23 protein-coding genes are annotated in these 23,643 nt (G+C 58.4%); 12 read left to right on the top strand and 11 right to left on the bottom strand.

The window, feature by feature from the left end; translation table 11 throughout:
* Nucleotides 1-192: 192 nt before the first annotated feature.
* The 7 genes from rsmB to trmB all read left to right on the top strand — a co-directional run bounded on the left by rsmB (nucleotide 193) and on the right by trmB (nucleotide 7,884).
* Nucleotides 193-1,683 (top strand): 16S rRNA (cytosine(967)-C(5))-methyltransferase RsmB, encoded by a 1,491-nt coding sequence (gene rsmB / locus ACOYNV_RS08125; protein ID WP_422899258.1) that lies wholly within the window; start codon nucleotides 193-195, stop codon nucleotides 1,681-1,683.
* Nucleotides 1,658-2,338 carry a DUF4390 domain-containing protein gene (locus ACOYNV_RS08120; protein ID WP_422899257.1) on the top strand — a complete coding sequence of 227 codons (681 nt, stop codon included), beginning with the start codon at nucleotides 1,658-1,660 and terminating at the stop codon, nucleotides 2,336-2,338. Before rsmB ends, ACOYNV_RS08120 begins: the two co-directional genes overlap by 26 nt.
* The gene (locus ACOYNV_RS08115; RefSeq protein ID WP_422899256.1) at nucleotides 2,335-4,521 is read left to right on the top strand and encodes an ATP-binding protein; all 2,187 of its coding nucleotides are present in this window, start codon (nucleotides 2,335-2,337) and stop codon (nucleotides 4,519-4,521) included. The genes ACOYNV_RS08120 and ACOYNV_RS08115 overlap by 4 nt, the downstream gene beginning before the upstream one ends.
* A 93-nt stretch (nucleotides 4,522-4,614) precedes the next feature.
* Entirely contained in the window at nucleotides 4,615-5,874 is a 1,260-nt protein-coding gene (locus tag ACOYNV_RS08110) for a sigma-54-dependent transcriptional regulator (protein ID WP_422899255.1), read from the top strand.
* A gap of 254 nt (nucleotides 5,875-6,128) precedes the next feature.
* Entirely contained in the window at nucleotides 6,129-6,329 is a 201-nt protein-coding gene (thiS, locus tag ACOYNV_RS08105) for a sulfur carrier protein ThiS (RefSeq protein WP_422899254.1), read from the top strand.
* Between the two features lie 35 nt (nucleotides 6,330-6,364).
* Entirely contained in the window at nucleotides 6,365-7,159 is a 795-nt protein-coding gene (locus ACOYNV_RS08100; RefSeq protein WP_422899253.1) for a thiazole synthase, read from the top strand.
* A gap of 2 nt (nucleotides 7,160-7,161) precedes the next feature.
* Complete coding sequence (gene trmB / locus ACOYNV_RS08095) at nucleotides 7,162-7,884, top strand: tRNA (guanosine(46)-N7)-methyltransferase TrmB (RefSeq protein ID WP_422899252.1); 723 nt, start codon at nucleotides 7,162-7,164, stop codon at nucleotides 7,882-7,884.
* 2 nt (nucleotides 7,885-7,886) lie between these two features.
* Here the strand turns inward: trmB and ACOYNV_RS08090 are convergent, their stop codons facing one another.
* Nucleotides 7,887-8,411, bottom strand: a complete 525-nt coding sequence (locus ACOYNV_RS08090) for a TonB family protein (RefSeq protein WP_422899251.1) — start codon at nucleotides 8,409-8,411, stop codon at nucleotides 7,887-7,889.
* A 71-nt stretch (nucleotides 8,412-8,482) separates the two neighbouring features.
* On the opposite strand from ACOYNV_RS08090, the gene ACOYNV_RS08085 reads away from it, so the two are divergent.
* Entirely contained in the window at nucleotides 8,483-9,625 is a 1,143-nt protein-coding gene (locus ACOYNV_RS08085; protein WP_422899250.1) for an ankyrin repeat domain-containing protein, read from the top strand.
* A 135-nt stretch (nucleotides 9,626-9,760) separates the two neighbouring features.
* Here ACOYNV_RS08085 and hemW read toward each other — a convergent pair whose 3' ends face one another.
* Genes hemW through ACOYNV_RS08060 form a run of 5 tightly spaced genes read right to left on the bottom strand, consistent with a single transcriptional unit; the run spans nucleotide 9,761 to nucleotide 14,223 of the window.
* Nucleotides 9,761-11,026, bottom strand: coding sequence for a radical SAM family heme chaperone HemW (hemW, locus tag ACOYNV_RS08080; protein ID WP_422899249.1), 1,266 nt, complete (start codon nucleotides 11,024-11,026; stop codon nucleotides 9,761-9,763).
* Nucleotides 11,026-11,622 (bottom strand): RdgB/HAM1 family non-canonical purine NTP pyrophosphatase, encoded by a 597-nt coding sequence (rdgB, locus tag ACOYNV_RS08075; RefSeq protein WP_422899248.1) that lies wholly within the window; start codon nucleotides 11,620-11,622, stop codon nucleotides 11,026-11,028. The genes hemW and rdgB overlap by 1 nt, the downstream gene beginning before the upstream one ends.
* Nucleotides 11,619-12,347 (bottom strand): ribonuclease PH, encoded by a 729-nt coding sequence (gene rph / locus ACOYNV_RS08070; protein ID WP_422899247.1) that lies wholly within the window; start codon nucleotides 12,345-12,347, stop codon nucleotides 11,619-11,621. Before rph ends, rdgB begins: the two co-directional genes overlap by 4 nt.
* Before the next feature lie 8 nt (nucleotides 12,348-12,355).
* Nucleotides 12,356-13,276, bottom strand: coding sequence for a PP2C family protein-serine/threonine phosphatase (locus tag ACOYNV_RS08065; protein WP_422899246.1), 921 nt, complete (start codon nucleotides 13,274-13,276; stop codon nucleotides 12,356-12,358).
* Nucleotides 13,273-14,223: a serine/threonine protein kinase gene (locus ACOYNV_RS08060; RefSeq protein ID WP_422899268.1), complete on the bottom strand. Its 951-nt coding sequence runs from the start codon at nucleotides 14,221-14,223 to the stop codon at nucleotides 13,273-13,275. Before ACOYNV_RS08060 ends, ACOYNV_RS08065 begins: the two co-directional genes overlap by 4 nt.
* Nucleotides 14,224-14,322: 99 nt before the next feature.
* On the opposite strand from ACOYNV_RS08060, the gene ACOYNV_RS08055 reads away from it, so the two are divergent.
* From ACOYNV_RS08055 to ACOYNV_RS08045, 3 genes are read left to right on the top strand one after another with little or no spacing between them, the layout of a single operon-like run.
* Complete coding sequence (locus ACOYNV_RS08055) at nucleotides 14,323-15,189, top strand: YicC/YloC family endoribonuclease (protein ID WP_422899245.1); 867 nt, start codon at nucleotides 14,323-14,325, stop codon at nucleotides 15,187-15,189.
* 2 nt (nucleotides 15,190-15,191) lie between these two features.
* Nucleotides 15,192-17,123 carry a CHASE2 domain-containing protein gene (locus tag ACOYNV_RS08050; RefSeq protein ID WP_422899244.1) on the top strand — a complete coding sequence of 644 codons (1,932 nt, stop codon included), beginning with the start codon at nucleotides 15,192-15,194 and terminating at the stop codon, nucleotides 17,121-17,123.
* Nucleotides 17,116-17,751 (top strand): hypothetical protein, encoded by a 636-nt coding sequence (locus ACOYNV_RS08045; protein WP_422899243.1) that lies wholly within the window; start codon nucleotides 17,116-17,118, stop codon nucleotides 17,749-17,751. The genes ACOYNV_RS08050 and ACOYNV_RS08045 overlap by 8 nt, the downstream gene beginning before the upstream one ends.
* Before the next feature lie 42 nt (nucleotides 17,752-17,793).
* Here ACOYNV_RS08045 and ACOYNV_RS08040 read toward each other — a convergent pair whose 3' ends face one another.
* The 5 genes from ACOYNV_RS08040 to ACOYNV_RS08020 all read right to left on the bottom strand — a co-directional run bounded on the left by ACOYNV_RS08040 (nucleotide 17,794) and on the right by ACOYNV_RS08020 (nucleotide 22,886).
* Entirely contained in the window at nucleotides 17,794-18,630 is an 837-nt protein-coding gene (locus tag ACOYNV_RS08040; RefSeq protein WP_422899242.1) for a hypothetical protein, read from the bottom strand.
* Between the two features lie 52 nt (nucleotides 18,631-18,682).
* On the bottom strand, nucleotides 18,683-19,300 hold the full coding sequence (gene lpoB, locus ACOYNV_RS08035; RefSeq protein WP_422899241.1) for a penicillin-binding protein activator LpoB: 618 nt from the start codon (nucleotides 19,298-19,300) through the stop codon (nucleotides 18,683-18,685).
* A gap of 81 nt (nucleotides 19,301-19,381) precedes the next feature.
* Nucleotides 19,382-20,836 carry a DUF1425 domain-containing protein gene (locus ACOYNV_RS08030; RefSeq protein WP_422899240.1) on the bottom strand — a complete coding sequence of 485 codons (1,455 nt, stop codon included), beginning with the start codon at nucleotides 20,834-20,836 and terminating at the stop codon, nucleotides 19,382-19,384.
* Nucleotides 20,837-20,871: 35 nt separating this feature from the next.
* Nucleotides 20,872-22,248 carry a COG3014 family protein gene (locus ACOYNV_RS08025; protein WP_422899239.1) on the bottom strand — a complete coding sequence of 459 codons (1,377 nt, stop codon included), beginning with the start codon at nucleotides 22,246-22,248 and terminating at the stop codon, nucleotides 20,872-20,874.
* Nucleotides 22,249-22,532: 284 nt separating this feature from the next.
* The gene (locus ACOYNV_RS08020; RefSeq protein ID WP_422899238.1) at nucleotides 22,533-22,886 is read right to left on the bottom strand and encodes a hypothetical protein; all 354 of its coding nucleotides are present in this window, start codon (nucleotides 22,884-22,886) and stop codon (nucleotides 22,533-22,535) included.
* Nucleotides 22,887-23,027: 141 nt separating this feature from the next.
* On the opposite strand from ACOYNV_RS08020, the gene gmk reads away from it, so the two are divergent.
* On the top strand, nucleotides 23,028-23,636 hold the full coding sequence (gene gmk / locus ACOYNV_RS08015) for a guanylate kinase (protein WP_422899237.1): 609 nt from the start codon (nucleotides 23,028-23,030) through the stop codon (nucleotides 23,634-23,636).
* The last annotated feature ends 7 nt before the right edge of the window (nucleotides 23,637-23,643 follow it).

Below are 23,643 nucleotides of genomic sequence, written 5' to 3'. Positions count from 1 at the left end.
TTATGTCAGTGCCTGCACGAGAGGGACATAGATTCGACAACCGGCCTGCCAGGCAAGCAACACGGCCATCTCGAGCAGCCATGCCATGACAGCCAATGTCCATGCGGCTCTCGAAGCATCGTGTGCCGGAAGTCACTATTGACGGCCTCTGCGCCTGCTCTTCGTATTCAGGTGTGACCAGGCTCAGGGCGATTGCCTAAGATCCGCACAAGCGCATCGCTGCAAGCCGAAATTATCATCATCATGCTAGACTCGATCAACATACGATTACCGAGAAACGCTGCCTTGTCTTCATCATCTTCATCGCCACCCAATCCTCACGCGTCGCGCATTGTCCGGGTGCGCAAATCGACCTCGGTCGCCGCTGCGGCTTCTCTTCCTGCTTCTCTTCCTGCTTCTCTTCCTGCTTCTCTTCCTTTAACGTCGCTGGCGCCCGATTCGATGGGCTGGAGTCTGCTGCTGGCCGCTCGTATTCTGGCGTCGGTTTACGAAGGAAAAAGCTTGAGCGAAGCCTTGCTGGTTCTCGCCAAGGAGCCGCCAGTCGCGCGTGCCGCGGCACAGGATGTGGCTTACGGCGTATTGCGTCGTTACGGCCAGGGTGAATTCATTCTTGGGCGCTTGATGTCCAAGCCCTCGACCCACCCTGAAACGCAGGCGCTGTTGCAGGGCGCGCTTTATCGTCTGGAGACGCGTCCCGATTCAGCGGCGATGGTCGTCGATCAGGCGGTTGTTGCGGCCGGAGAGATAGCCGGCGGCGCCTTCAAGGGATTGGTCAATGGTGTGCTGCGAAATTATCTGCGGCAGCGCGAATCGCTGCTGGCAGCGATGGCGGCCGATGAAGAAGCGAATTACCGGCATCCACGCTGGTGGCTGACTCGCTTGCGGCGTGCTTACCGCGAGAACTGGCAGTCGATTGTCGCTGCCGGCAATAGCCCGCCACCGATGACCCTGCGCGTCAATCAGCGCCTTGGAACGGTCGCTGACTATGCTACAAAACTCAAAGCAGCCGGCCTTTCGGCGAGACCGGTTGGCGGCCAAGGCTTGATCCTGCAAAAGCCGGTATCGGTTGAAGCCTTGCCAGGTTTCTTCGATGGTTATGTTTCAGTACAGGATGCCGGGGCGCAACGCGCTGCCGAACTGCTGGCGCCGGCGCCGGGGGCTCGCGTGCTCGACGCCTGTGCCGCTCCCGGCGGAAAAACCGCCCATCTGCTCGAAGCGGCCGATCTTGATCTGCTGGCGCTGGATATCGATGCCAGCCGGACAAAACGTATCGAAGAGAACCTGCAACGACTCGGCTTGCAGGCGACGGTAAAGGTCGCCGATTGCAACGAGGCCGAACGCTGGTGGGACGGTCGGCCGTTCGACGCCATTCTGGCTGACGTGCCCTGCTCGGCATCCGGCGTCGTGCGCCGTCATCCGGACATCAAGCACCTGCGCCGAGAAAGCGATATCCGGCGCTTTGTCCATACCCAGGCGGCCATTCTTGATGCGCTTTGGCTATTGCTCAAGCCTGGCGGAAAACTGTTGTATGCGACCTGCTCGGTGTTTCCGGAAGAGAATGCCGCGCAGATTGACGCCTTCCTCGTTCGCCAGTCCGGCGTAAAGCGCCTGGCTGAGGAACAATTGTTGCCTCAGGACGACAACGACGGTTTCTATTATGCGTTGCTGCAAAAACCTGTTTAGATCGTTTTTTTGCAGCGTCGTTTTGCTGCTTGCCGCGCAAGGCGCGCAGGCAACGGAGATCAGCGTCCGCAACCCGCAGCTTGAGGCCAACGAAGACGGCTATACCTTGGCCGCCGACTTCAACATCAACTTCAATTCGCGCCTTGAAGAGGTCGTCAACAAGGGGGTCGTACTCTTCTTTGCCGTCGATTTCGAGCTGACCCGGTCACGGTGGTACTGGTTCGACGAACAGGTCATTCGGCGCAATAAAACCTTTCAGCTTTCCTATCACGCCCTCACACGCCAGTATCGATTGTCGACGGGCGCCTTGCACCAGAGCTTCACTACACTGGATGACGCGTTGCACGTGATGTCCCGTTTGCGCCATTGGCAGGTGCTTGAGAAGGGCGAGATCAAAGCCGACCAGACCTACCTCGCCGGCTTGCGCATGCGTCTGGATCTGACCCAGATGGCCAAGACCTTTCAGGTTAGCGCGCTGGCCAACAAGGAGTGGAATCTGTCATCCGATTGGCTGCGCTGGAGTTTCTCGCCGATGCCATCGACCGAATCTACCCCAGCGGCAGGAGTCCCGACCTCACCGTCAGCCCCGCCGGTGCCTGCCGGTTCCACTGCGCCCACAACACCCTCAGCACCCGCGACAGGTGAGGGTAAATGAGATACCTGATCATCGCGGCGGCCTCGTTTGGCGGCATCCTGCTCTTTCTGCTCGCATCGGCCAGCGCCAATACGGCATTGTTTGCCAGCAATTACCCCTGGTTGCTCGGCCTGAATGCGGTTGTTGCCTTGTCGCTTTTTGCCCTGATCGTTTGGCAGGTGCGCGATCTGTGGCGCGAGCATCAGGCCAAGGTCTTCGGCTCGCGGCTCAAGCTGCGGCTGATGCTGATGTTCGGCCTGATGGCTGTCCTCCCTGGGGTGCTGATTTACGCGGTATCGGTGCAGTTTGTCACCAAGAGCATTGAAACCTGGTTCGACGTACGCGTCGAAAAGGCGCTGGAATCCGGACTCAATCTGGGGCGTAGCGTGCTCGATTCGCTGCTCGACGATCTGGTAACAAAAGGACGGGCCATGGCCCTCGATCTGGGAGACCAGTCGGAAGCCCAGCGCCGCCTGGCGCTCAGCCGCCTGCGCGAGCAGACCGGCGTGCAGTTCGTCGCCCTGTTCACCACCAGCGGCCAGTTGCTGGCCACGGCAACCAGCGATCTGGGCACCTTGATGCCGGCGCAGCCAGCGCTCGAACAATTGCGTCAGGCCCGGGTCGGACGGGGCTATCGCGAAATCGAAAGTACCGGTGGCAAGGATCTGATGCTACATGTTCTGGTACCGGTTTCACCTGTTGGTCTGGGCATGGAAACGCGCATCCTGCAACTGATCCAGCCTGTACCGAGCAGCCTTGCGCTGAACGCCGATCGCGTGCAGGAGGTCTATCGCGACTATCAGGAACTCTCGCTGGGCCGTGAGGGACTGACGCGCATCTATGCCATGACACTGACCCTGACCGTGCTGCTCGCCCTGTTTACCGCCATCGCCATGGCTTTTGTGCTGGCCCGCCGACTTTCGGCACCGCTCTCGATTCTTGCCGAGGGAACGCAGGCCGTGGCCGCCGGTGACTTTACCCCGCGCCAGGCGATCTACAGCCGTGACGAGCTCGGCGTATTGACGCAGTCGTTCAACCAGATGACGCGCCAACTCTCCGACGCGCGACATGAAACCGAGCGCCATCGCGCCGAAGTCGAATCGGCGCGTGCCTACCTTGAATCGATCCTGGCCAATTTATCGGCTGGCGTACTCGTCTTCGATCGTCGCTTCATGCTGCGCACGGTCAATGCCGGCGCGCAGAGCATTCTTGAGGATGAATTCACCGGCCTGCTGGCCGAGACGATCGACGCCTGGCCGCGCGAGCAGGTCTTCGGGCGGGCGATTCGCGATGCCTTCGCCGAACATGGAAGCAAGGAATGGCAGACACAGATCGAACTCGATCGCCCCGGCGGTTTGCCGCAACTCCTGTTGGTACGTGGCACGCAATTGCCGGAGGGAACGAATGGCGGCTATGTCGTGGTGTTCGACGATGTTACGCGTCTGGTGGCGGCCCAGCGCAGTGCCGCCTGGGGCGAGGTGGCGCGGCGCCTGGCGCATGAAATCAAGAACCCGCTGACGCCGATCCAGCTTTCGGCGGAACGGATGCAGATCAAGCTGGCCGACAAATTGAGCGGTAACGACGGCGAAATGCTCAACCGCTCGACGCAGATGATCATCAATCAGGTGCAGGCGATGAAACGCATGGTCAACGAATTTTCGGACTATGCCCGCATGCCGGCGCCCGAGTTGGCCAAGCTTGATCTTAATGCCCTGATTGGCGAGGTGCTCGGCCTGTATGAAACCTCTCAGGCCCGCATCAAGGCTGAGTTTGCCCCCGAATTGCCCGCCGTGTGGGGCGATGCGAGCCAGTTGCGGCAGATCATCCACAATCTGCTGCGCAACGCCGAGGACGCGCAGGAAGGCGCCGACCAAGCGCAGATCGGCATTATTACTCGCTGCATCGACGGCATGGCAGAACTGGTCGTGACCGATTGTGGCCCAGGCTTTCCGCCTGAAATGATGGCGCGCGTTTTTGAGCCTTACGTCACCACCAAGGTGCGCGGCACAGGCCTCGGTCTGGCCATCGTCAAGAAGATTGTCGATGAACATCAGGGTCGCATCAGGATAAACAACCGGCAGCCGGTTGGCGCCGAGGTCAGCATTCGGCTACCTTTGGCCCATGTGCTGGCGCTTGATCCAAGTATTTCAGAAACAACTGACGGGCATGGCTTCGCCACCACTGCAGATTATGATCGATGCTGATCAGCCCGTTTCCCTCACCCCCTGCCCCTCTCCCCGAGGGCGAGGGGAGATTCGCGAGTCGCTGGCGCGACCTTATTGTTTTGAGAGCTGAACATGGCGCAAATACTGGTTGTCGACGACGAAATGGGCATCCGCGAACTGCTCTCCGAAATTCTTGCTGACGAAGGGCATACCGTCCTGCTTGCCGAAAATGCGGCCGCCGCGCGCAAGAGTCGCAGCGAGAAACGTCCGGATCTTGTCCTGCTCGACATCTGGATGCCGGATACCGACGGAATCTCTCTGCTCAAGGAGTGGTCAACCGCCGGTTTGCTGACAATGCCGGTGGTCATGATGTCAGGCCATGGAACAATCGATTCGGCAGTCGAGGCGACGCGTGTCGGCGCAATCGACTTTCTCGAAAAGCCGATTGCCCTGCAAAAGCTCTTGGCCACGGTCAAGAAAGCGCTCAAACACGAGGTCTCGCCGCCAAAGCCTCCGCTCACGCTCGACGCTTTTGCCCGTTCGCCGCTGCTCAAGGACCTCAAGAAAAGGCTGGAACAGGCCGCAGCCAAAACACCCGTGCTGTTCCTCAAGAGCGCATCCGGCAGCATTGCCGAAATCTGTGCACGGACCCTGCAAACACCGAAGACGCCATGGCTCGACCTGTCCACATCGAGCGCACCCTTGACGCAGGAAATGCTCGAAAAGGCAGCCGGCGGCATCCTCTTCATCGCCGACCTGATGTTGCTCGGCAAATTGCAACAGAAGAATCTTGTTTATGCGCTGGAGCGGCTCGAAAAGTACAACCTGCAACTGGTTGCCGCTTCCAACCGCCCTCTTTCGGCGCTCGGCGAAACCGGATGGGACCCCCTTCTGGTGGCGCGTCTGGGCGAGGTATGGGTGGCTTTGCCATTGCTTTCCGGGCATACCGGCGACGTGCCGGAAATCGCCTCGCTAGTGCTGACGCACCTTGTCGAGCGCAATGAAGTGCCGTCGCGACAGTTTTCGAGTGCGGCCCTGAACGCCCTGCGCCTGCACCATTGGCCGGGTGAATGGGTCGAGTTGCTGGCGACGGTCAAGAATCTCGCCTTGTCGGCGCTTGAAGACGAGATATCGGTCGATGACGTGGACGGTATTCTGCTGCGCGAGGCCAGCGATGCGCCCAGACCAGCACCGGCGCTTCCCATGTTCAACCAGCCTTTGCGCGACGCCCGTGAGGCCTTCGAGCGGCTTTACTTTGAACATCACCTGAAATGCGAACGCGGCAACATGACGCGAGTCGCCGATAAAACCGGCCTTGAGCGCACCCATCTTTATCGCAAGTTGAAGCAGCTAGGTTTGAACCTCGGACGGCGCAGCGAAGACCAGGAGTGATGCCTGCCGGCATCAATTTCAGGCTTTGCTTGCTGGCGCATCAACCTGGACAAAGCAGTTCGTCCACGAAAAACACCAAAAGCACGAAAAGAATCAAGGAGCTAATAAGCTTAAGATCGCCACCCAAAAGGTGAATAGAGAAAACACATCAAGCTCTTGATTTTGTTCGTGTCTTTCGTGATTTTCGTGGATAGACTGAGGTTTTAAGGTTCGGGAAGGCGGGCGGTTGGGCAGCGTGATAAAATCCTTCTCCCATGGAACTTATAATCAATGGCGAACCCCGCCAATTCTCCGCGCTCCTGACGGTCGCTGCACTGGTCGAGGCGCTCGGCTATGCCGGCAAGCGCATCGCCGTCGAGCGCAATGGCGAAATCGTCCCGCGTGGCCGTCACGCCGCAGTCACGCTGGCCAATGCTGACCGTATTGAAATCGTTGTCGCCGTTGGCGGCGGCTGATCCGGCCACTCCTGCAGCACTCTGAGGAAATCCCAATGAATTCACTCGTCCACCGCCTGACGATTGCCGGCAAGACCTACCGTTCGCGGCTTCTGGTCGGCACCGGCAAGTACAAGGATTTTGCCGAAACGCGCGCGGCGATCGATGCCTCGGGCGCCGAGATCATCACGGTGGCCATTCGCCGCGTGAACATTGGCCAGAATCCCGGCGAACCTAACCTGCTGGATGCCTTGCCGACCTCGGAATTCACCATTCTGCCGAATACGGCCGGCTGCTATACGGCCGAGGATGCGGTGCGTACCCTGCGCCTGGGACGAGAACTGCTTGACGGCCATGCCCTGTGCAAGCTGGAAGTGCTGGGCGATCCGACCAACCTGTTCCCGAACATGCCGGAAACGCTGAAGGCGGCGGCAACGCTGGTCAAGGACGGTTTCGACGTGATGGTGTACTGTGCCGACGACCCGATCCAGGCCAGGATGCTTGAGGAAATCGGTTGCGTCGCGGTCATGCCGCTGGCCTCGCTGATCGGTTCCGGGATGGGCATTGTGAACCCGTGGAACCTGCGCCTGATCATCGACAACGCCAAGGTGCCGGTGCTGGTCGATGCCGGCGTCGGCACCGCCTCGGATGCGGCCATCGCCATGGAACTCGGCTGCGACGGGGTGCTGATGAATAGCGCCATCGCGCATGCCCGGAACCCCGTGCTGATGGGCAGCGCCATGAAGAAGGCCGTCGAAGCCGGGCGTGAAGCCTTCCTTGCCGGCCGCATGGCACGCAAGTACTACTCGGCCGATCCTTCGTCACCGACCACCGGCTTGATCGGTTCCTAGCCGTGGCCGAGGCGTTGGAAAACATCGATACGGTGGGCGAGACTGACCACCCGCGTCGGCATATCCGTAGCTACGTATTGCGTCAGGGCCGCGTTTCGAATGCCCAGTTGCGCTACTTCGAGGGGATGATGGCCGAGATCGGCGTGCCTTACGTACCGGCACCGCATAATCTGGATACGGTGTTTGGCCGTTGTGCCGAGGTGGCCCCGAAGATTCTCGAAATCGGCTTCGGCATGGGCGAAACATCGGCGACGATCGCTGCTGCCAACCCGCAGAACGACTACCTCGGCATTGAAGTGCATACGCCGGGCGTCGGCAGCCTGTGCAAGCTGGTTGCTGAAGGCGGGCTGACCAATCTGCGCATTGTTCAGCACGACGCGGTGGATGTCCTGCGCGAGATGATCCAGCCCGGCATCCTGTCCGGCGCCCATATCTTCTTCCCCGACCCGTGGCCGAAAAAGCGGCATCACAAGCGGCGCCTGATCCAGCCGCCGCTCGTTGCGCTGCTCGCCAGCCGGCTCAAGCCCGGTGGCTACATCCATTGCGCCACGGACTGGGAGGAGTACGCCCGGCAGATGCTGGAGGTGCTTTCGGCCGAACCCTTGCTGAAAAATACAGCGCCGGATTTTGCGCCGCGCCCCGAATATCGCCCGCTGACCAAATTCGAACAGCGCGGCTTGCGGCTGGGCCATGGCGTCTGGGACGTGGTGTTCCGGCGCCGGTAGTTTTACTCCAGGCGGAAAATGACTGGCAGGATCAGTTCGCGCGAGGTAGCCCCGGTGAGTTTTCCCATCGCGTAAGCGGCCTTGATGGCAGCGTTGTCGAGGATCGGGTAGCCACTGCTGGCGGCGATATTGACATCGTCGACCGAGCCGTCGGCGGACAGTTTGAGGATCAGCCGCACTTCGCCTTCGAGGCCGCGTGCGACAGCCTCGGGCGGATAGAACAGGTGCTTCGAGAGTTTTCTCTGGGCGACCTGAACCTCGCGCTTCGCTGCGGTCTTCGGCTTCGGCTGCGGCGTAACCGGACTTGGTGGCTGCGGTTCAGCGACTTGAGGCGCTTCTTCGGTATCGATTGTATTCTTGAGCAAGGGCTCGAAGGGGACATCCGGCACCATCGGCGGCAGGCGCAGCGTGGCTTGCAGCGCCGGCGGGGGCGGGGCAACAGAAAGACGCTTCAGGATATCCGGAAGGAACAAGCCGCCGTGCAGGGCGAGCGAAAGCGCAAGGGCGAGGATGAGACGGGGCGACATTAGCCCGGTATTGTGCAACAAAACTCGGCGTAACATGGCGTGTGACGTGCCGACGGTGGAGGAAGTTTTCGATGCAGTTGATTACCAGAAAGAGCAGGGCCTTATTTTTTGTACTGTGCCTGTTGGCCGGAACGGCATGGGCCGCGCTGCCTGATCCCATTACCTTCGGCTGGGCGGTTGAGCGCGGCGATATCAACAAGGTCAAGAGTTGGCTGGACGAGGGGCTTGACCCCGAGTTCCAGAGCAACCAGATCGGCTCCGGGCTGATGATCGCTGCCTGGTATGGAAACATCGAGATGATGGCGCTTTTCATCGAGCGCGGCGCCAATACCCGGCGGGCCAACCGGAATGGAGAACAGCCGCTGCAACTGGCGGCCTGGAACGGGCACCTGGAGGCTGTCAAATGGCTGCTCGAGCGCGGTGCAGCGCTCAACCGCGAGGGAAACTACTGGGGAGCGCTGCATTACGCCGTGTTCAACGGACATCAGGAGCTTGCCAAGTACCTGATCGAGCGCGGCGCCGAGGTCAATGCCCGTTCGCCCAACGGTTCGACGCCGCTCATTCTTGCCGCGCGCGAAGGCCGCGAAGATTTGACCAAGGTGTTGCTTGAGTCGGGCGCCGACACAAAATCGAAAAACGACTGGGGTGATAACGCGCTGACCATGGCCATGCGTTATGACCACTACCGGCTCGGCAAAATGATTTCGTCGCCCGAGGAATTCGAGATTGCGGTCAAGGCGCCGAAGGAAAGTTTCGGCGAGGCCAGTCGCTCGGCATCGGCGCCGAGCGAAATCGAGGAACTGCTGAGAAAAATCCGCGAGGCTGAAGCCGAAGGGAAACCAAGCGAAGCGTTGCACAAGCAATTGCTGGACGCGGTCAACGCCTTCCGGCGCAACGCCGTGCAACAGAAGAGCGCACGCCGCGCGATGCCGCTACCTTATATGCCGAAGACGATCGTGATTACAGGTAGCCGCAGGAATCCTGGCGCCGAGCGGGCGCAGGTGATGGTCGATGGCAAGACCGCCAACCTGCCCGTTGCCGCAAAAGCGGCCACCAAAACCCCTTCTATCACGGTTACGCCGGTCAACCAGCGCGCCACGCAAGCCCGCATTGCCGAACTGATGCGCCAGATACGGCTGGCAGAGGCCGAAGGGCGGCCGGCCAATGATCTGCGCCAGCAGCTCTACGAGGCTGTCGAATCACTGAAACAGTAAGCGGTATCAAGTACTGTCGCCGAAAGCCGCTCCAATAGGCGTTCTTCAATGATGAGTGCCGCAGAGCCAATGAATACGCCACTCTTCAGGCATTCAATCCGTAGAAGGCCTATCTACGGGGCCGCAGGCATGTGCTCAGCCGGATTCGACGAGGAAAATCTCCAGCAGTCGATTGAGGAAGTGTCGCCCGTGGTTGGTTGGCGCGATGCGCTGCTGGTGACGTTCGATCAGGCCTTCCCGTTCTGCCCGTCGCAATTCGTTCTCGATGTTGATCAGCGGTAACGAGGTGCGCGCTTCGAAGAGTTGCGCATCGAATCCCTGATTGAGACGCAGTGCGTTCATCATGAATTCAAAGGGGAGATCGGGGATTCCCACCGAAAATTCATCCTGAATCGGTTTGGATTCTGCGATCTTGGCCAGATACTGTTTTGGCTGTTTCCAGCGCATCTGGCGCAACACACGGTCGTGCAGCGTCAACTTGCCGTGTGCGCCGGCGCCAATCCCCAGATAGTCGCCAAAATTCCAGTAATTGAGGTTGTGCCGGCATTGCCGTCCCGGCTGGGCAAAGGCCGAGGTTTCATAATGGGTGAAGCCTGCCGAATTGTCCCCGCCTGCCAGCCTGACCTCGATGGCGTCCTGCATGTCGGCACAACGGTCGTGGTCGGGAAGCGTTGGCGGTGCTGCAGCGAAGGCGGTATTCGCTTCGAGCGTCAGTTGGTAGCAGGAAAGATGGGGTGGCGCAAAAGCCAGCGCACTTTCCACATCCTCCAGCGCCTGCTCAAGCGTCTGTTCCGGCAGCCCGTACATCAGGTCGAGATTGAAATTGTCGAAGTAGGTGGCAGCAATCTCGATCGCCCGGCGCGCTTCATGGTCGTCGTGGATTCGGCCCAGCGCCTTGAGGTGTTTCGGGTTGAAGCTCTGGATGCCGAGCGAGAGACGGTTGATGCCAGCGTCGCGAAAGGCAGCGAATTTGCCGCTTTCAACCGTTCCGGGATTGGCTTCCAGCGTGACTTCGGCGTCGGGCAGGATCGGCAGCAGCGTGCGAATGGCCGTCAGCAACTTGTCCAGCGCCGGACCGGAAAGCAGGCTCGGCGTACCACCGCCGAAGAAGATGCTCGATACCTTGCGCCCCCAGACCAGCGGCAAGGCGGATTCAAGGTCGGCGATCAGCGCGGCAATGTAGTCGGCTTCGGGGATGCTGTCGCGTACCCCGTGCGCGACCTCGCCTCGTACTTCATGCGAGTTGAAATCGCAGTAAGGGCACTTTTGCACGCACCACGGGATATGTACGTAGAGCGACAGCGGGGGCGGATGGCGAAACTCAAGTTTGCCCGCGGCCTGGCTGGCTGCCTTGCCCTGCGCGATGATCGGGATGATGCGAGCAGCCTTCTTGCCAGTCATCAATGGTGTGCTTGCAGGCGCTCAAGCAGTTGCGCCAGTGCCTGTCCGCGATGCGAGCGGAGGTTCTTTTCGGCGGCGTCGAGTTGCGCCGCCGTCTGGTCGAGTTCGCGGATATAGAACAGCGGGTCGTAGCCAAAACCGGCCGTGCCACGTTCGGCGGCGAGAATCTCGCCGTGCCACTCGCCTTCGGCGATGATCGGCTGCGGGTCGTCGGCGTGGCGGACAAAGACGATCACCGAGACGAAACGGGCGTTGCGGTCGGTGCGCTCACCGAGTCTGGACAATTCGGCCAGCAGCTTTTCGTTATTGCGCGCATCTGACCTGGGTTCGCCGGCATAGCGCGCCGATTGCACGCCTGGATCGCCGCCAAAGGCATCGACGCACAGGCCGGAATCGTCGGCAAGCGCCGGCAGGCCAGTCAGCCGCGAGGCGTGGCGGGCCTTTTCCAGTGCGTTTTCGACGAAGGTGCAATGCGGTTCCTCGGTTTCCGGCACGCCGAGTTGCCCTTGTGGAATCAGTTCCCAGCCAAGTGGCGTGAGGATCTCGCCAAGTTCCTTGAGTTTCTTGGCGTTATTCGAGGCGAGAACGAGTTTCATGCGGTGACGAGTGCAGCCAGTGCGGCTTTTTGCCGAATCACCAGCTCATTGATGCCGGCCTCGGCGAGATCGACCAGTTGGCTCATCTGCGCGCGGGTAAACGGGTCGCCCTCGGCCGTGCCCTGAATTTCGACGATGCCACCGCTGCCGGTCATCACCACGTTCATGTCGGTGTCGCAGTCGGAATCCTCGGGGTAATCGAGGTCAAGGACCAGTTCGCCTTGGTAGATGCCGACCGAAATGGCGGCCACATGGTCGCGAATCGGGTTCTCTGCCAGTTTGCCGCTGGCAACCAGATGCTCGCAGGCATCGTAGAGAGCCAGCCAGGCACCGGTAATCGAAGCGCAGCGGGTACCGCCATCGGCTTGCAGTACATCGCAATCAAGCGTGATCTGGCGTTCGCCGAGCGCCTTGAGGTCAGTCACGGCGCGCAGCGAACGGCCGATCAGCCGCTGGATTTCCTGCGTCCGGCCACTCTGCTTGCCTTTGGCCGCCTCGCGGGCGCTGCGCGTGTGCGTTGCACGCGGCAGCATGCCGTATTCGGCCGTCACCCAGCCCTGGCCCTTGCCGCGCAGGAAGCCGGGAAGGGATTCCTCGACGCTGGCGGTGCACAGCACCTGTGTATCGCCCATTTCGATGAGCACCGAGCCTTCGGCGTGGCGGGTGAAATTGCGGGTAATACGGACAGTGCGTAGTTGTGAAGGCTGGCGTTGGCTGGGGCGCATGGAAATTCCTATTTTGAATATTTCTGGATGGTTGAGCGGATTTCATCGATGGCGCGCTCGATTTCGTCCTCGGTCAGCTCGGTCTTGTAATGCGGGTTGCGTCCGAAATCGTCAAGTTTGGTGGTCACCGTTTCGGGCGACATCGTCTGAGTCGAAACGGCGCTGGAAACGCTGTCGCCTTCTTCGAAATAGCTGTCTTCCCAGCGCACGACAACAATCGAGAGGTTATCGGCGTTCGGGCCGCCGCGGATATCGGCCTGACCAAGCAGCATCGGAACGGCCAGCATCAGATTCTCTGTTTTCAAGGCGACGGCCATTTTCTCGCCCGACATCACACCCCACAAGCCATCGGTGCATAGCGCCAGCACATCGCCGGCTTCCAGCGGTGTCTTGCGCGAGAACTCGATCTCAGGCGCCTGATGGCCGCCAAGACAGCTATAGACCTTGTTGCGATCCGGATGTACGGCGGCCTGCGCGGCGTTGATCACGCCTTGGTCCAGCAGCAACTGGATGCGAGAGTGATCGCGTGTGTGGGTGTGTACTTTCCCGTTGCGCATCAGGTAAAGACGGGAATCGCCGGCATGCGCCCAGTAAGCGATGTTGTCCTGGATGATGCAGGCAACGCAGGTGGTGCGCGGAGAATCTTTAAGATTGTGCGCCTCGGTAAAATCGAGGATCGCGCGATGCGCATTGGTCATCGACTTCTGCAAGAACAGGAAGGGATCGCGAATTTCCGGCTTGGCTTCCTGCTGAAACGATTCAACGATTACCTGCACGGCAAATTGCGCTGCTATTTCGCCGTAGTAGTGCCCGCCCATTCCGTCGGCAATGACCATCAGCAAGGCGTCACGCGAATAGCAGTGCGCCAGCCGGTCTTCGTTGTTGGCGCGCTTGCCGGTACGGCTTTCCTGATAAATGGTGAATTTCACTTGGCTTCAATCTTTCTCTTGAATTTGCCGACCACCTGGTCAAGCCAGGTCTTTTTAAGGATTTCCGGCTTGATGACCTTTTCGGTGAGTACCTTTTGCAGCGCGAAGACGCTTTGCGGCCGATAAAAATGATTCAGGCACATGCACCAGTCAATCGTTTCGAGCAATTGATCGGAGTATTTCCCCTCCCAGCGCACCATGGCCGGAACCAGCTTGTCCTTTTCCTGGCGGCCATCAGCGGCTTGCGGCGCCGATGCGGCGAGGCAGGCATACATTGAAGCGCCAACGCTGTAGATATCGCTCCAGGGACCGAGCAATTCACGCTGGCAGTAAAGCTCCGGCGAAGCAAAGCCGGGCGTGTACATCGGCTTGAGCATCGGCGTATCGCTGACCAGCGTCTGCCGCGCGGCACCAAAATCGATCAGCACCGGCGTGTAGTCGTTGCGCATGTAGATATTCGAAGGCTTGAGGTCGAGATGCAACAGCTTGTGCGAGTGCACTTCGCGCAGGCCATTGAGCAGCTTGGTAAAAACGTTGCGGATGAAATTCTCGGTGATCAGCGGCCGGTTCTTCTGGATGAACTCCTGCAGCGTGCGCCCTTGCTCGTATTCCATGACCATGTAAACCGTGTCATTGGCGCGGAAGAAATTCAGCACGCGGATTACATTCGGGTGGGAAAGCCTGGCCAGTGCCCGGCCTTCCTCGAAAAAACACTTCATTCCATAGCGGAATGTGGGCATGTGGTCTTCGCTAATCAGCGGTTTGATTTCACCTTCGCCACGCAAGGCGAGACTGTTTGGCAGATATTCCTTGATGGCGACAAACTTGCCCTGCGGGTCGGTTGCCAGATAGACGATCGAAAACCCGCCCAAGGATAGCTGATGCTCAATGCGGTATTCATCGAGTTGGAAACCTTCTGGAAGTGCATGGTTCGCTTGTTGCGCCATCGGTATCGAAGCTATCATGTAGTTATTCAATCATTCTCAGGCTTTGGCGGTGGACTGTAAAGCCGACTTCAAGCCTGACATCAATTCTTCAGGACTCCCATGATCTATAGCATGACCGGCTATGCCGCAAGAACACTTGATGTTGAACGCGGCGCACTGCATATCGAACTGAAAAGCGTCAACTCGCGCTACCTTGATTTCCAGTTTCGTGTCTGTGAGGAATTGCGTGTCGTGGAACCGGCGCTGCGTGAATTGTTCAGCGCAAGGCTGACGCGCGGAAAGCTGGAGTGTCGGGTGAATTTTGCCGCGGCCACCGCGCGCGCCCAGTCGCTCAACCTCAATACCGATTTGCTGCAGCGCCTGAAGGCCTTCGATGCGCAGATCCGCGCTGAATTGCCGCAAGCTGCGCCGCTGGCGGTCAACGATGTCTTGCGCTGGCCGGGGATGTTCGGCGACGACTCGCTGGACATCGAGACGCTGGTTCCGGCCTGCCTGACCCTGGCCAAGGACGCACTGGAAGACTTCACCGCCAGCCGGGCGCGAGAGGGGGCGAAACTGACAGCCGTGATTCTTGAACGGGTGGCTCGCATGCGCGAACTGGTGTGCGAAGTGGCGCCACGGATTCCGGCGGCACAGGCGGCTTTTCAGGAGAAGCTCAGGCAACGCCTGTTCGACGCGATCAACGCCGTCGACGATGAACGCATCCGTCAGGAGGTGGCCGTTTTCGCTGTGCGCATCGACGTCGCCGAAGAACTGGCGCGCCTGTCCACGCACCTTGACGAAGTAGAGCGCGTGCTGAAAGCCGGCGGCGCCAGCGGCAAGCGTCTCGATTTCCTGATGCAGGAACTGAATCGTGAAGCCAATACCCTCGGTTCCAAGTCGGTGGTCACCGAGGTTTCGCAGACGGCGATGGAACTCAAGCTTCTGATCGAACAAATGCGCGAGCAGATCCAGAACCTGGAATAGCGATGCTTGGACGTCTTGGCGGTAGTCGCAGGCTCTGGCTGGTGTTTTTTGCACTGGCCGCCTGTCTGCTAGCCGAGGCCTTGCTGCAGGGCGGCGCACTGAATACCCTTGATCAGCGTCTGCAGGATTTCTGGTTTCAGTGGCAGGGCAAACGGTCCGAGCCTCGACATGTGGCCATCATCGCGCTCGACGAGGATACGCTGGCAGCGTATCCGGATGACCCGATGGTGTTCTGGACAGACCGGCTGGCCGTTGCCGTCGCCCGTTTGCGCGAGGCGGGAGTGAAGGTGGTCGGGCTCGATATGCTGCTCAGCATCAGCCCCGAGCGCTGGCTTGGCAAAATGGGTGGCGATCTGCAACAGGCAGCACGCGATTATGACCGTCCTTTCCGCGAGCAAATCAATAGCGGACAATTGGTACTGGCGTCGACCCGTTCCGGTTCGGGCGGACGCGAAACGGATTATCTGCTGCCGAGCCCTGACTATCTGTTGGCGCTTCCTGACTTTGATATTCCCGGTCATATTGCGCTGGCCGACCTGCTTGATGAAGGGGATGGGGTTATACGCCGCTATCTGGTGGCACCGGTTGCGCGGGCCGAGCGCACACCGCTGGAAGGTGGCGTGCCGGTACTCGGCCTGCCGTCGCTTTTAGCGGTTCTTACCGCCGGACTCAATCCCCAGGCAGCAGGCTGGACACTCGGCGGACGTCAAGTGGCTCGGGAGCAGCCAGCCGAGCCGATTCCCTACATCGGGCCTCCCGGTAGCTTCCCGAGTGTTTCACTCAAGCAACTGCTGGCGGATGACGCCTTGAACGATCCGGCTATTGCCGCGCTACGCGGGAAGACGGTACTCATCGGAGCGACGGCCGCGGGCCTCAACGATGAGCATTTCACGCCTTATGCAACACGGCTGTTTTCTGGGCGCGGAGTCCTGATGAGTGGCGTCGAGTTGCACGCGAACGTGCTTGAATCGCTGCTTTCCGGCGAGCGCATGCAGCCGATGGGCGACGCTCTGCGCATCGTTACGCTGCTCATCCTGGCCGGACTGGCTGCCGCCTGTTTCGTGGCCTTGCCGGTCTGGGCTGGCCCTTTGCTGTGGCTGGTGAATCTGTTTGTGCTGGCGCTGGCAGGTTTTCTGGCCTTTCGCTCCGGCATACTGGTGCCGGTTTCTGTCTATGCGGTAGCGACGGCTCTGGCCCTTCTCAGCGTTCTTGGCTGGCGTTTGACTGGTGAGGAGCGCGAGCGATCGCGTGTGCGCCAGATGTTCGGTCGCTACGTTTCAGACCAGGTGGTCGAGGCGTTACTGAAGTCAGGTAACCGCCCTGAGCTAGGCGGCCAATCGCAGGCCATGACGGTTTTGTTCTCCGATATCCGCAATTTCACGACGATCAGCGAGCGTCTGAACGCCAAGGAAGTCGTCGAGATGCTCAATACCTATTTTGAGCGTGCCTGTGCGCCGCTGCTGGCGGAGGGCGGCAGTATCGACAAGTTTATCGGCGACGCCATCATGGTCGAGTTCGGGTCGCCGCTGCCCTTGGCCGACCATGCCATCCGCGGTGTGCGCGCGGCCATTGCACTGCGCGCGGTTTCAGAGGAGTTTTCAGTCTGGATGGCACAACGCTTTCCCGAACGTAATCTGCCAAAGTTTGCCGTCGGCATCGGCCTGCACAGCGGCGAGGCGGTTATCGGCAATATCGGTTCGCCAACACGCATGGAGTTTACGGCGATCGGCGATACGGTTAATCTGGCCTCCCGACTGGAAGGGATGACAAAGGAGATCGGCTGCGCTATCTTGGCAAGCGAGGCAACGATTGTCGAAGCGGGTAAGGCGGTCATTTGCGGGCGCAGCGAAGTCATCAAGGTCAAGGGGCGCGAGGAAGCAGTTCGCGTGTTTGAAGTGTTGAAGGTCAGGGCAGGAGGGCAGGAAAGTGATTAAAACAGGTTGGCTCAAAGTGGCGCTACTGGCGCTCGTATCGTTGGGCGCGACGGCGGCTGAGGTCGGTCTGGTGACCGCGGTTTCCGGAAACGTGAAGTGGCAGGAGGAAAAAGCAGCGGCCAGCGAACTGAAACCTTTCGTCAAGGTGCGCGAAGGCGATCGCTTGATGATGGAAGGTACCTCCCGGCTGCAAGTGGTTTATTTCGAGGGCGGACGACAGGAAACCTGGCAGGGCCCGGTTGCTCTGGAAGTGGGCAACGGATCGAGCAAGACGGTAAAAGGCAGCTTGCAACCCGAGGTCAGGACGCTGCCTGCAATTCTCGTCAAACAGCTTTCCAAAACCCCGTCAGCCGACGGCAACGTCAAGACCGGCATGATCCGCGTGCGCTCGATACCGCCGTATGACCGGCTGGAGACGGTCGAGAAGGAATATGCGGAAATGCGCAAGCAGGCGGACGCGAGTGACCGGAATCCGGAGCTTTATCTGCTCGCGAGCTATCTCGAATTGCGCGAGTTCGACAAGATTGAGACTTTGCTCAAACAACTGAACGAAAAGACACCTGGAGACCCGGATCTGGCATCGTTGAACATGCTTTACACACTTGCTATTCGCGAGGCGAAACGCTAGTGGCTGGGCCGAAGGAGATGTTCTTCGGCCTGCCTCTTCGTTTTATCTGAAAATGATGACTTCCTCGCGCGGTGATTCCTCGCGCGGGCGGTTGTTATTGCCCCCGCTCTCTTCCCCGTCGCTGTAAACTCCGCTTAACTGCTCTTCGAGTTGCCGGGCAACGTCTGCGCCAAGGCTCCTGGAAACTTCGGAAACGACCTTGCCCCGGTTCAGTACGACACGCCCGCCCTGACTGGTCAGCAATTTGACGTCCTGGCCCTCCCCTGTGGCGCTGAACGAAGACTTGATCGTAAAGTTCCTGGTGCTGATCAGACTGAATTCACCCACCAGTTCAAGACTCAGGGTATGCGAAACCGTATCGGTACTCTTGATGGGATTGGCTTCCTGACGGAATTCGATGCTGTTGATTGCGCCGAACAGGACGTAATCGGCACCGGGGTACATCCCCCGCTTGATGCGTCCAATGATGTCGTAAAGCCTTTCGTTGTTCTTGGCGTCAGTAAACGGCTTGCCCTGAATCAACTGGAAACGGCCGGTTTTCAGTATCCCGCCCTTGATATCTGCAGTGAACTTGCGCATTTCACCGCGATCAATGTAGCTGTAAGTGCCTTCGGAGGAGGAATAGTTGCTCTCCGACTTGGCGTTTAACGAGCCGCTGCTACGACGCGAATAGCCATAGTCCGACTCACGTTCGCTTTCGCGACCGGAGGCGCGCAGCGAGGACTTTTCCGAAGCGGAGACGTTGCGAAAATATTCGCTGACGCGCTCCTCGTAGGCCAGATCGGTCACGGCCACCTTGGGAGGTGCAGCTGACGCAGCAAGACTGACTGTTGCGAACAGGGTGCAAAGACCCACTCGGGTGAACCATTTGGCATTCATTTAAAGGGCTCCAGGTTGCCGTGACTTTGTTACTAGGTGACTGCTCGCAGAATCAACGTTTCGCTGATTTGCGAATTTCCTTCTCGTCCGACCATTCGACAATGCCGGTCTCGATTTCGATCAGGCGCAGGTTCATCTTGTAATAGACGTCCTTGATGTCACTGGTCTTCTTGACAATGGAAGAAATGCTGCCATCCAGACGGTACTTGGCGCCCTGCATCTTGCCCATCTTGACGGTTTTGGTTTTGCTGTACAGGCCGGACTGGTTCTGGCGAATCAGTTCATCCGTCTGATTCTGCATGTCTTCGCCTTCGATCACGTACTTGACGCCGTTCTTCTGCAGTTGCGTCAGCACGGTATCGGTGATCAGGCGGGTGTCAAAGTACTCACTGGTCTTGTTCTTGACCGGAGAGGCCATCAGCAGCTGGCGTTTCTTGATCAGTGTCTGGATTTCGGGAGTCTGGATCAGGCCTTGTGTCATCTTCTCCGAAATCATCTGAATGTCGGTCGAGCCGAGATCGGTAGTGACGGTTTCAACGGCTTTGGCGTCACCATAGCTCACACCGCTTGTTCCGGTGGTTGGTGAAGTTGTCTGGCAGCCGGCCAGTGCAAGAAGCAGAATGCCTGTTAGCAGATGCGTACGGTGATTGAAACCAAGCTTTGAGCCCATCGTTTTTCCCCTTGATTGAGATATGTGGTTTATTTCTTTCCGGTATTGAACCATCTCCGGAGTTGTTGCCTGAAATACAAATTAATTGCTGGTGCTGTCCGGACTCTGCAAAATAAGCCGGAAATCTGTCGCCTTGAAAGTCGGTGAAACAACGTTGATGATTTGCTTTTGATTACCGTAGACAATCATCGGTTTCCACGGCTCATCTTCCCAGACATTGAAGCCATCACGGTCCATCCACTTGAAGCGGTAGTAAAGTTGCTGGTTGCCGGCGCTGATGTTGGTTATTTCGGCTTGAATGCGCAGCAGATTATCCCGCTTCGTTGCCCGTAAATCGGTCACCTTCAGGTTGTTCATTATGCCCTGCTGTTCGAGCTTGCTGGCAATCGACGAGTTGCCGCCGCTGATGCTGCTGGCCGCAGGCGGTGGTGGCGGCGTTGAGCCCATGGCCAGCGGTGCCGGGGTGCTGGCGGTTGCAGGCGGAAGTGCCGCTGCTGGTGCTGACGCGGAAGCAGAATCGCTGCCGCGACTCACCGTCTTGCTCATCGCCGCAATACGGCGGGTGGCCAGCGGTGCAAACTGACCGCTCGGGTACTTGCTTAGATAGTCCTGGTAGTCTTCGGCCTCCTTGCTGTCCTTGATGCTGTCCCAGAAGGACAGTTCGATGGCTTTTGGATCGACCGACTGCACCACCGTCGTCGTGCCGCCCTGTGCTCCAGGCGACGTTGTCACGCTTTGTCCCGGTGCGGGGCCGGAGACAAAGTAGAAGTCGCCGTCGGTCTGGTCGTAGATGGCCGGTTGCTGTTCATGGCCGACCGACTTGGCTTTCTGGATCACCATCGAGCGTGTTTTTTTGAGCGCATCGGTCGAACTGACCCCGGGTTGGGAAATCATCGGAAGGAATTCACGGGTAAAAAGCCCGTTCGGATTATTGTCGTTGTTGCCGAGACTGTCGAGTGCCTCCTGATTGGCGCCCGCTGAGTAGAGCACGGTTTGCCCACTCGGGGAATTGGTCATGGCCAGGCCACGCGTTGAGCCAATCGAGCGTCCGGCCTTTTTGGGCAAGGGGTTGTTTCGACAGGCGTCGAGCACCAGCAAAGTGTACTTGGCCTTGGCGACGGCCAGTTTGTCCTGCAGCACAGAGACACTGATCGCCTGATCGGCAACATCATCCGCTTCGCGCGGCGGATCCATGTCGACCGGAACGAGGAAGTTCTGGTTGTTGATCTGCAAGCCATGGCCGGCGAAGAAGAAGACGCCAACGCCGCCGCCGGAGACTTTCTGAACAAAGTCGTTGATTACCTGATTCATTTTCTTCTGGCCGACATTGTTGAAAGCCTGAACCTCAAAGCCGACTTTTCGCAACTCGGCGGCAACGGAATTGGCGTCGTTCACCGCTTTTTCCAGCTTGCTGATGTTCTGGTAGTCATTGTTGCCAATTACCAGTGCAACACGACGCTCGGTCGCGGCCATCACGTTGCTGCCGAGCAGCAACGTGACAACCAGGCTCAAGCCAATGAGTAATGTGCGCTTCATGAGATTCTCCAACTGGGTTTGTGTCTGGTCTGCTCTTACGGGCTAGTCTTTTTAACGGGTTTCCTGGCGGGCTTCTTGCCGATTGAAGTATCAGCAACAACCTCAGACAAGCCACTTCCAAGCGTGTTCGGCTGACCTACATAAACCGTACCGCCGGTAATGCGGATCGGAATGATCGTGAAGCGGCTGCCGATATCCACTTCCTTGCTGTAACTCCCCGTGCCGGTTTGAAACTGGATCATCTGCTTTCCTTGCGGAAGCGTTGATCGAGCTACGGATATGCGCTCGGGCAAAGTGCGCCAGCTACGGTCATCCGCCTGCTCGCTAACCACGGTCGCTACGTTGGTCAGCACGCCCAACACCACCCCGCCCTTGTAGGCTTGATCCGTCGCGACGGATTTCACTACGGCACGGATAACCGTGCGTAAAAGAATCCCCGGCATCTGATCCTTGAGCAATCGCCTGGCCATCGTATCTAGATTGGTCAGTGTTTCAACCTGAAGCTGCTTCCCGGCAACCGAAACTGTTGAAGGAACAAAACCCGGGTTTTCCGATTTGATCAGGGGGAAGGAAAGCGGTGTAATCATCAACCCGCTCTGGCGCGGAATGGGAATCGGGATGGTCACTGACTTCCAGGACGGGGCAAAACCCGATTCGATCACAAACAGCACATCAGATTCCTTCGGTCCCGGTTTGCGACGACCGACTTCCTTCAGCCCGGCCTGAACGATCCGGGAATTCGGCGCCAGCTTCAGGGCGTTTCGATAGCCCGGTTCGGCCAGAGAGGATTCTCCGGTTACTTCGAAAAAGTAACCGGCCAGATAATGCGAAAAGGCGTTCTGGAAACCGTTTTTGAGATTATTGACCTCCGGTGTATCCAGTTCACCCATCGGATACTCCTTCATCTGCTTGACATCGACGGTGACGTTTTTCGTTTTGGCGTCTTCCTGCAACTTGTCGTATTCCTTCTCGCGGAAGGTCTCGATCAGCTTTTCCCGCTCATAGGTTTTCTTCATCTCGATGCGGGCGAAATCGTAGTTGCCCAGCATGATGTGGCTCAGGGTCAGATTGGTGGACAGCATCACCTTTTCGTAATCCTGGCCATCGTAGCGCCGCGTTTTGTCATTGACCAGGAAGCTTCCGATGTCGCCAATCACCTTGGCAGCATCGGTCCTGACGTTGTCTTCCCAGTCGCGGACAACCTCGTCGGCCTTAAGCCAGGAATCCCGTCCGGGCGCATAGCTGCTATCCAGCGTCAGCAACTCGCCTTTCTCGAAATAATAGAGGATATCCTTGTCCTTGGACATGACGCCCGGCGTGTTGTTCTTTTCGAGCTGTTCTATCGCCTGCTTGACCGCACCGTTCTTGACCAGAGTTACGGTCTCCTTCAATTCGCCATCGTACTGACGCATCGGGTTTCCGGCACAACCTGCCAAAATGGATACAAGAAAAAGAAGCGCGGTCAATCCCCTGAAATTCATGATTATCATCCCCAAAGTACCAAAAAACAGGCAGCGACGCCCAGACAAAAAAATATACTAACATTACTACTTCCCAGTATTGACAACAAACCGCCTACGCCATCAAACAATGTTGCAAGACAGCACTGCAATCACCAAGTTGTTGATTATTAGGGTTGTATGCTTCAAGAAAAACTTCTGGCTGACCTCGTGCCAACAGTTAACCGGGAGCTTTCCTACTTGATTATGGCTTCGTTGCGCCCTGAAAACTTGTCGCTCATGCGCAGTGCGGCATCACTGAAGTCACCAAGGGGTTTCTCTACGCAATATCGATCGACGAAGTTTTCCACAGTTCCGCTCGATACAGCAGACACCTGTTGGCTCTGGTTGGCGTAGTTGTGGCCGCTCAGCACCCCGCGTATCCAGGCCAGGTAGATTCTCCGTTGTTCCGCGTCGTCTTTTGATTTAACCCAGGCGCGGCAGGACATGTCGTCAAAGCCAACGGTTTTTACCGGTGCCGCAACGGTGCCTGTCGCAATGAGGATGGCGACCAGGAAAAACCGGGACAGCAATGGCATTCTTCGCGACATAAATCTCCCTTGACCAAAAAAACCCAACATTGAACTGATTCTCGTCCTTATGCCCCGTGTCGTCCAGAAAAGAGATTCAGAAGATTTCGCAGGTACAATTCAAGAAGTCAATCACCCGCGAATTATTGCAGGCATAAGCTCATGATAGGTCATCTTTACATTGTTGCAGCCCCGTCGGGAGCAGGAAAAACAACGTTGGTACGTCTGCTGATCGAGAAGGATTCTGGAATTGGTTTGTCCATCTCGACGACTACCCGGGCACCGCGACCGGGCGAAAACGACGGTCGCGAATACCATTTTGTCGATGTTCAATATTTTCTCGAGATGGTCAGCCGTGGCGAGTTTCTTGAGTGGGCCAAGGTGCATGGCAACTACTATGGAACTTCGAGGCGCTGGATTGAGGCAGAAATGACTGCCGGGGGTGATGTACTGGTGGAGATCGACTGGCAGGGCGCGCAGCAGGTGCGCAAGGCTTTTCCGGAGGCGATAGGAGTTTTCATCCTGCCCCCCTCGCTGGAGGCGCTAAGAGAACGGCTTTCCGGCCGGGGAACCGACTCCGCCGCGACCATCACCCGCCGAATTGCCGCCGCGCGAGACGAGATGCGGCATGTGGATGAATTCGATTATGTTATCATCAACGACGATTTGCAGCAGGCGCTCGACAATCTTCTGTCAGTGGTTAGCGCCTCGCGGCTCCAATACGCAACCCAGCGCCAGCGGCACTCTGCGCTGTTCGCGAAACTACTCTGATTATTAG

The sequence above is a fragment of the Propionivibrio sp. genome, assembly GCF_049316945.1.
Lineage (GTDB): Bacteria > Pseudomonadota > Gammaproteobacteria > Burkholderiales > Rhodocyclaceae > Propionivibrio.
The sequence above is the reverse complement of the archived record's forward strand: the minus strand, read 5'-3'. Positions and strand labels throughout refer to the sequence as shown.

Coding starts and splice junctions, on each gene's coding strand:
- ACOYNV_RS08120 (WP_422899257.1), top strand. CDS start 1,658: ATGCGTTGCTGCAAAAACCTGTTTAGATCGTTTTTTTGCAGCGTCGTT.
- ACOYNV_RS08115 (WP_422899256.1), top strand. CDS start 2,335: ATGAGATACCTGATCATCGCGGCGGCCTCGTTTGGCGGCATCCTGCTC.
- ACOYNV_RS08110 (WP_422899255.1), top strand. CDS start 4,615: ATGGCGCAAATACTGGTTGTCGACGACGAAATGGGCATCCGCGAACTG.
- thiS (WP_422899254.1), top strand. CDS start 6,129: ATGGAACTTATAATCAATGGCGAACCCCGCCAATTCTCCGCGCTCCTG.
- ACOYNV_RS08100 (WP_422899253.1), top strand. CDS start 6,365: ATGAATTCACTCGTCCACCGCCTGACGATTGCCGGCAAGACCTACCGT.
- ACOYNV_RS08090 (WP_422899251.1), bottom strand. CDS start 8,411: ATGTCGCCCCGTCTCATCCTCGCCCTTGCGCTTTCGCTCGCCCTGCAC.
- ACOYNV_RS08085 (WP_422899250.1), top strand. CDS start 8,483: ATGCAGTTGATTACCAGAAAGAGCAGGGCCTTATTTTTTGTACTGTGC.
- hemW (WP_422899249.1), bottom strand. CDS start 11,026: ATGACTGGCAAGAAGGCTGCTCGCATCATCCCGATCATCGCGCAGGGC.
- rdgB (WP_422899248.1), bottom strand. CDS start 11,622: ATGAAACTCGTTCTCGCCTCGAATAACGCCAAGAAACTCAAGGAACTT.
- rph (WP_422899247.1), bottom strand. CDS start 12,347: ATGCGCCCCAGCCAACGCCAGCCTTCACAACTACGCACTGTCCGTATT.
- ACOYNV_RS08060 (WP_422899268.1), bottom strand. CDS start 14,223: ATGGCGCAACAAGCGAACCATGCACTTCCAGAAGGTTTCCAACTCGAT.
- ACOYNV_RS08055 (WP_422899245.1), top strand. CDS start 14,323: ATGATCTATAGCATGACCGGCTATGCCGCAAGAACACTTGATGTTGAA.
- ACOYNV_RS08050 (WP_422899244.1), top strand. CDS start 15,192: ATGCTTGGACGTCTTGGCGGTAGTCGCAGGCTCTGGCTGGTGTTTTTT.
- ACOYNV_RS08040 (WP_422899242.1), bottom strand. CDS start 18,630: ATGAATGCCAAATGGTTCACCCGAGTGGGTCTTTGCACCCTGTTCGCA.
- lpoB (WP_422899241.1), bottom strand. CDS start 19,300: ATGGGCTCAAAGCTTGGTTTCAATCACCGTACGCATCTGCTAACAGGC.
- ACOYNV_RS08030 (WP_422899240.1), bottom strand. CDS start 20,836: ATGAAGCGCACATTACTCATTGGCTTGAGCCTGGTTGTCACGTTGCTG.
- ACOYNV_RS08025 (WP_422899239.1), bottom strand. CDS start 22,248: ATGCGTCAGTACGATGGCGAATTGAAGGAGACCGTAACTCTGGTCAAG.
- ACOYNV_RS08020 (WP_422899238.1), bottom strand. CDS start 22,886: ATGTCGCGAAGAATGCCATTGCTGTCCCGGTTTTTCCTGGTCGCCATC.
- gmk (WP_422899237.1), top strand. CDS start 23,028: ATGATAGGTCATCTTTACATTGTTGCAGCCCCGTCGGGAGCAGGAAAA.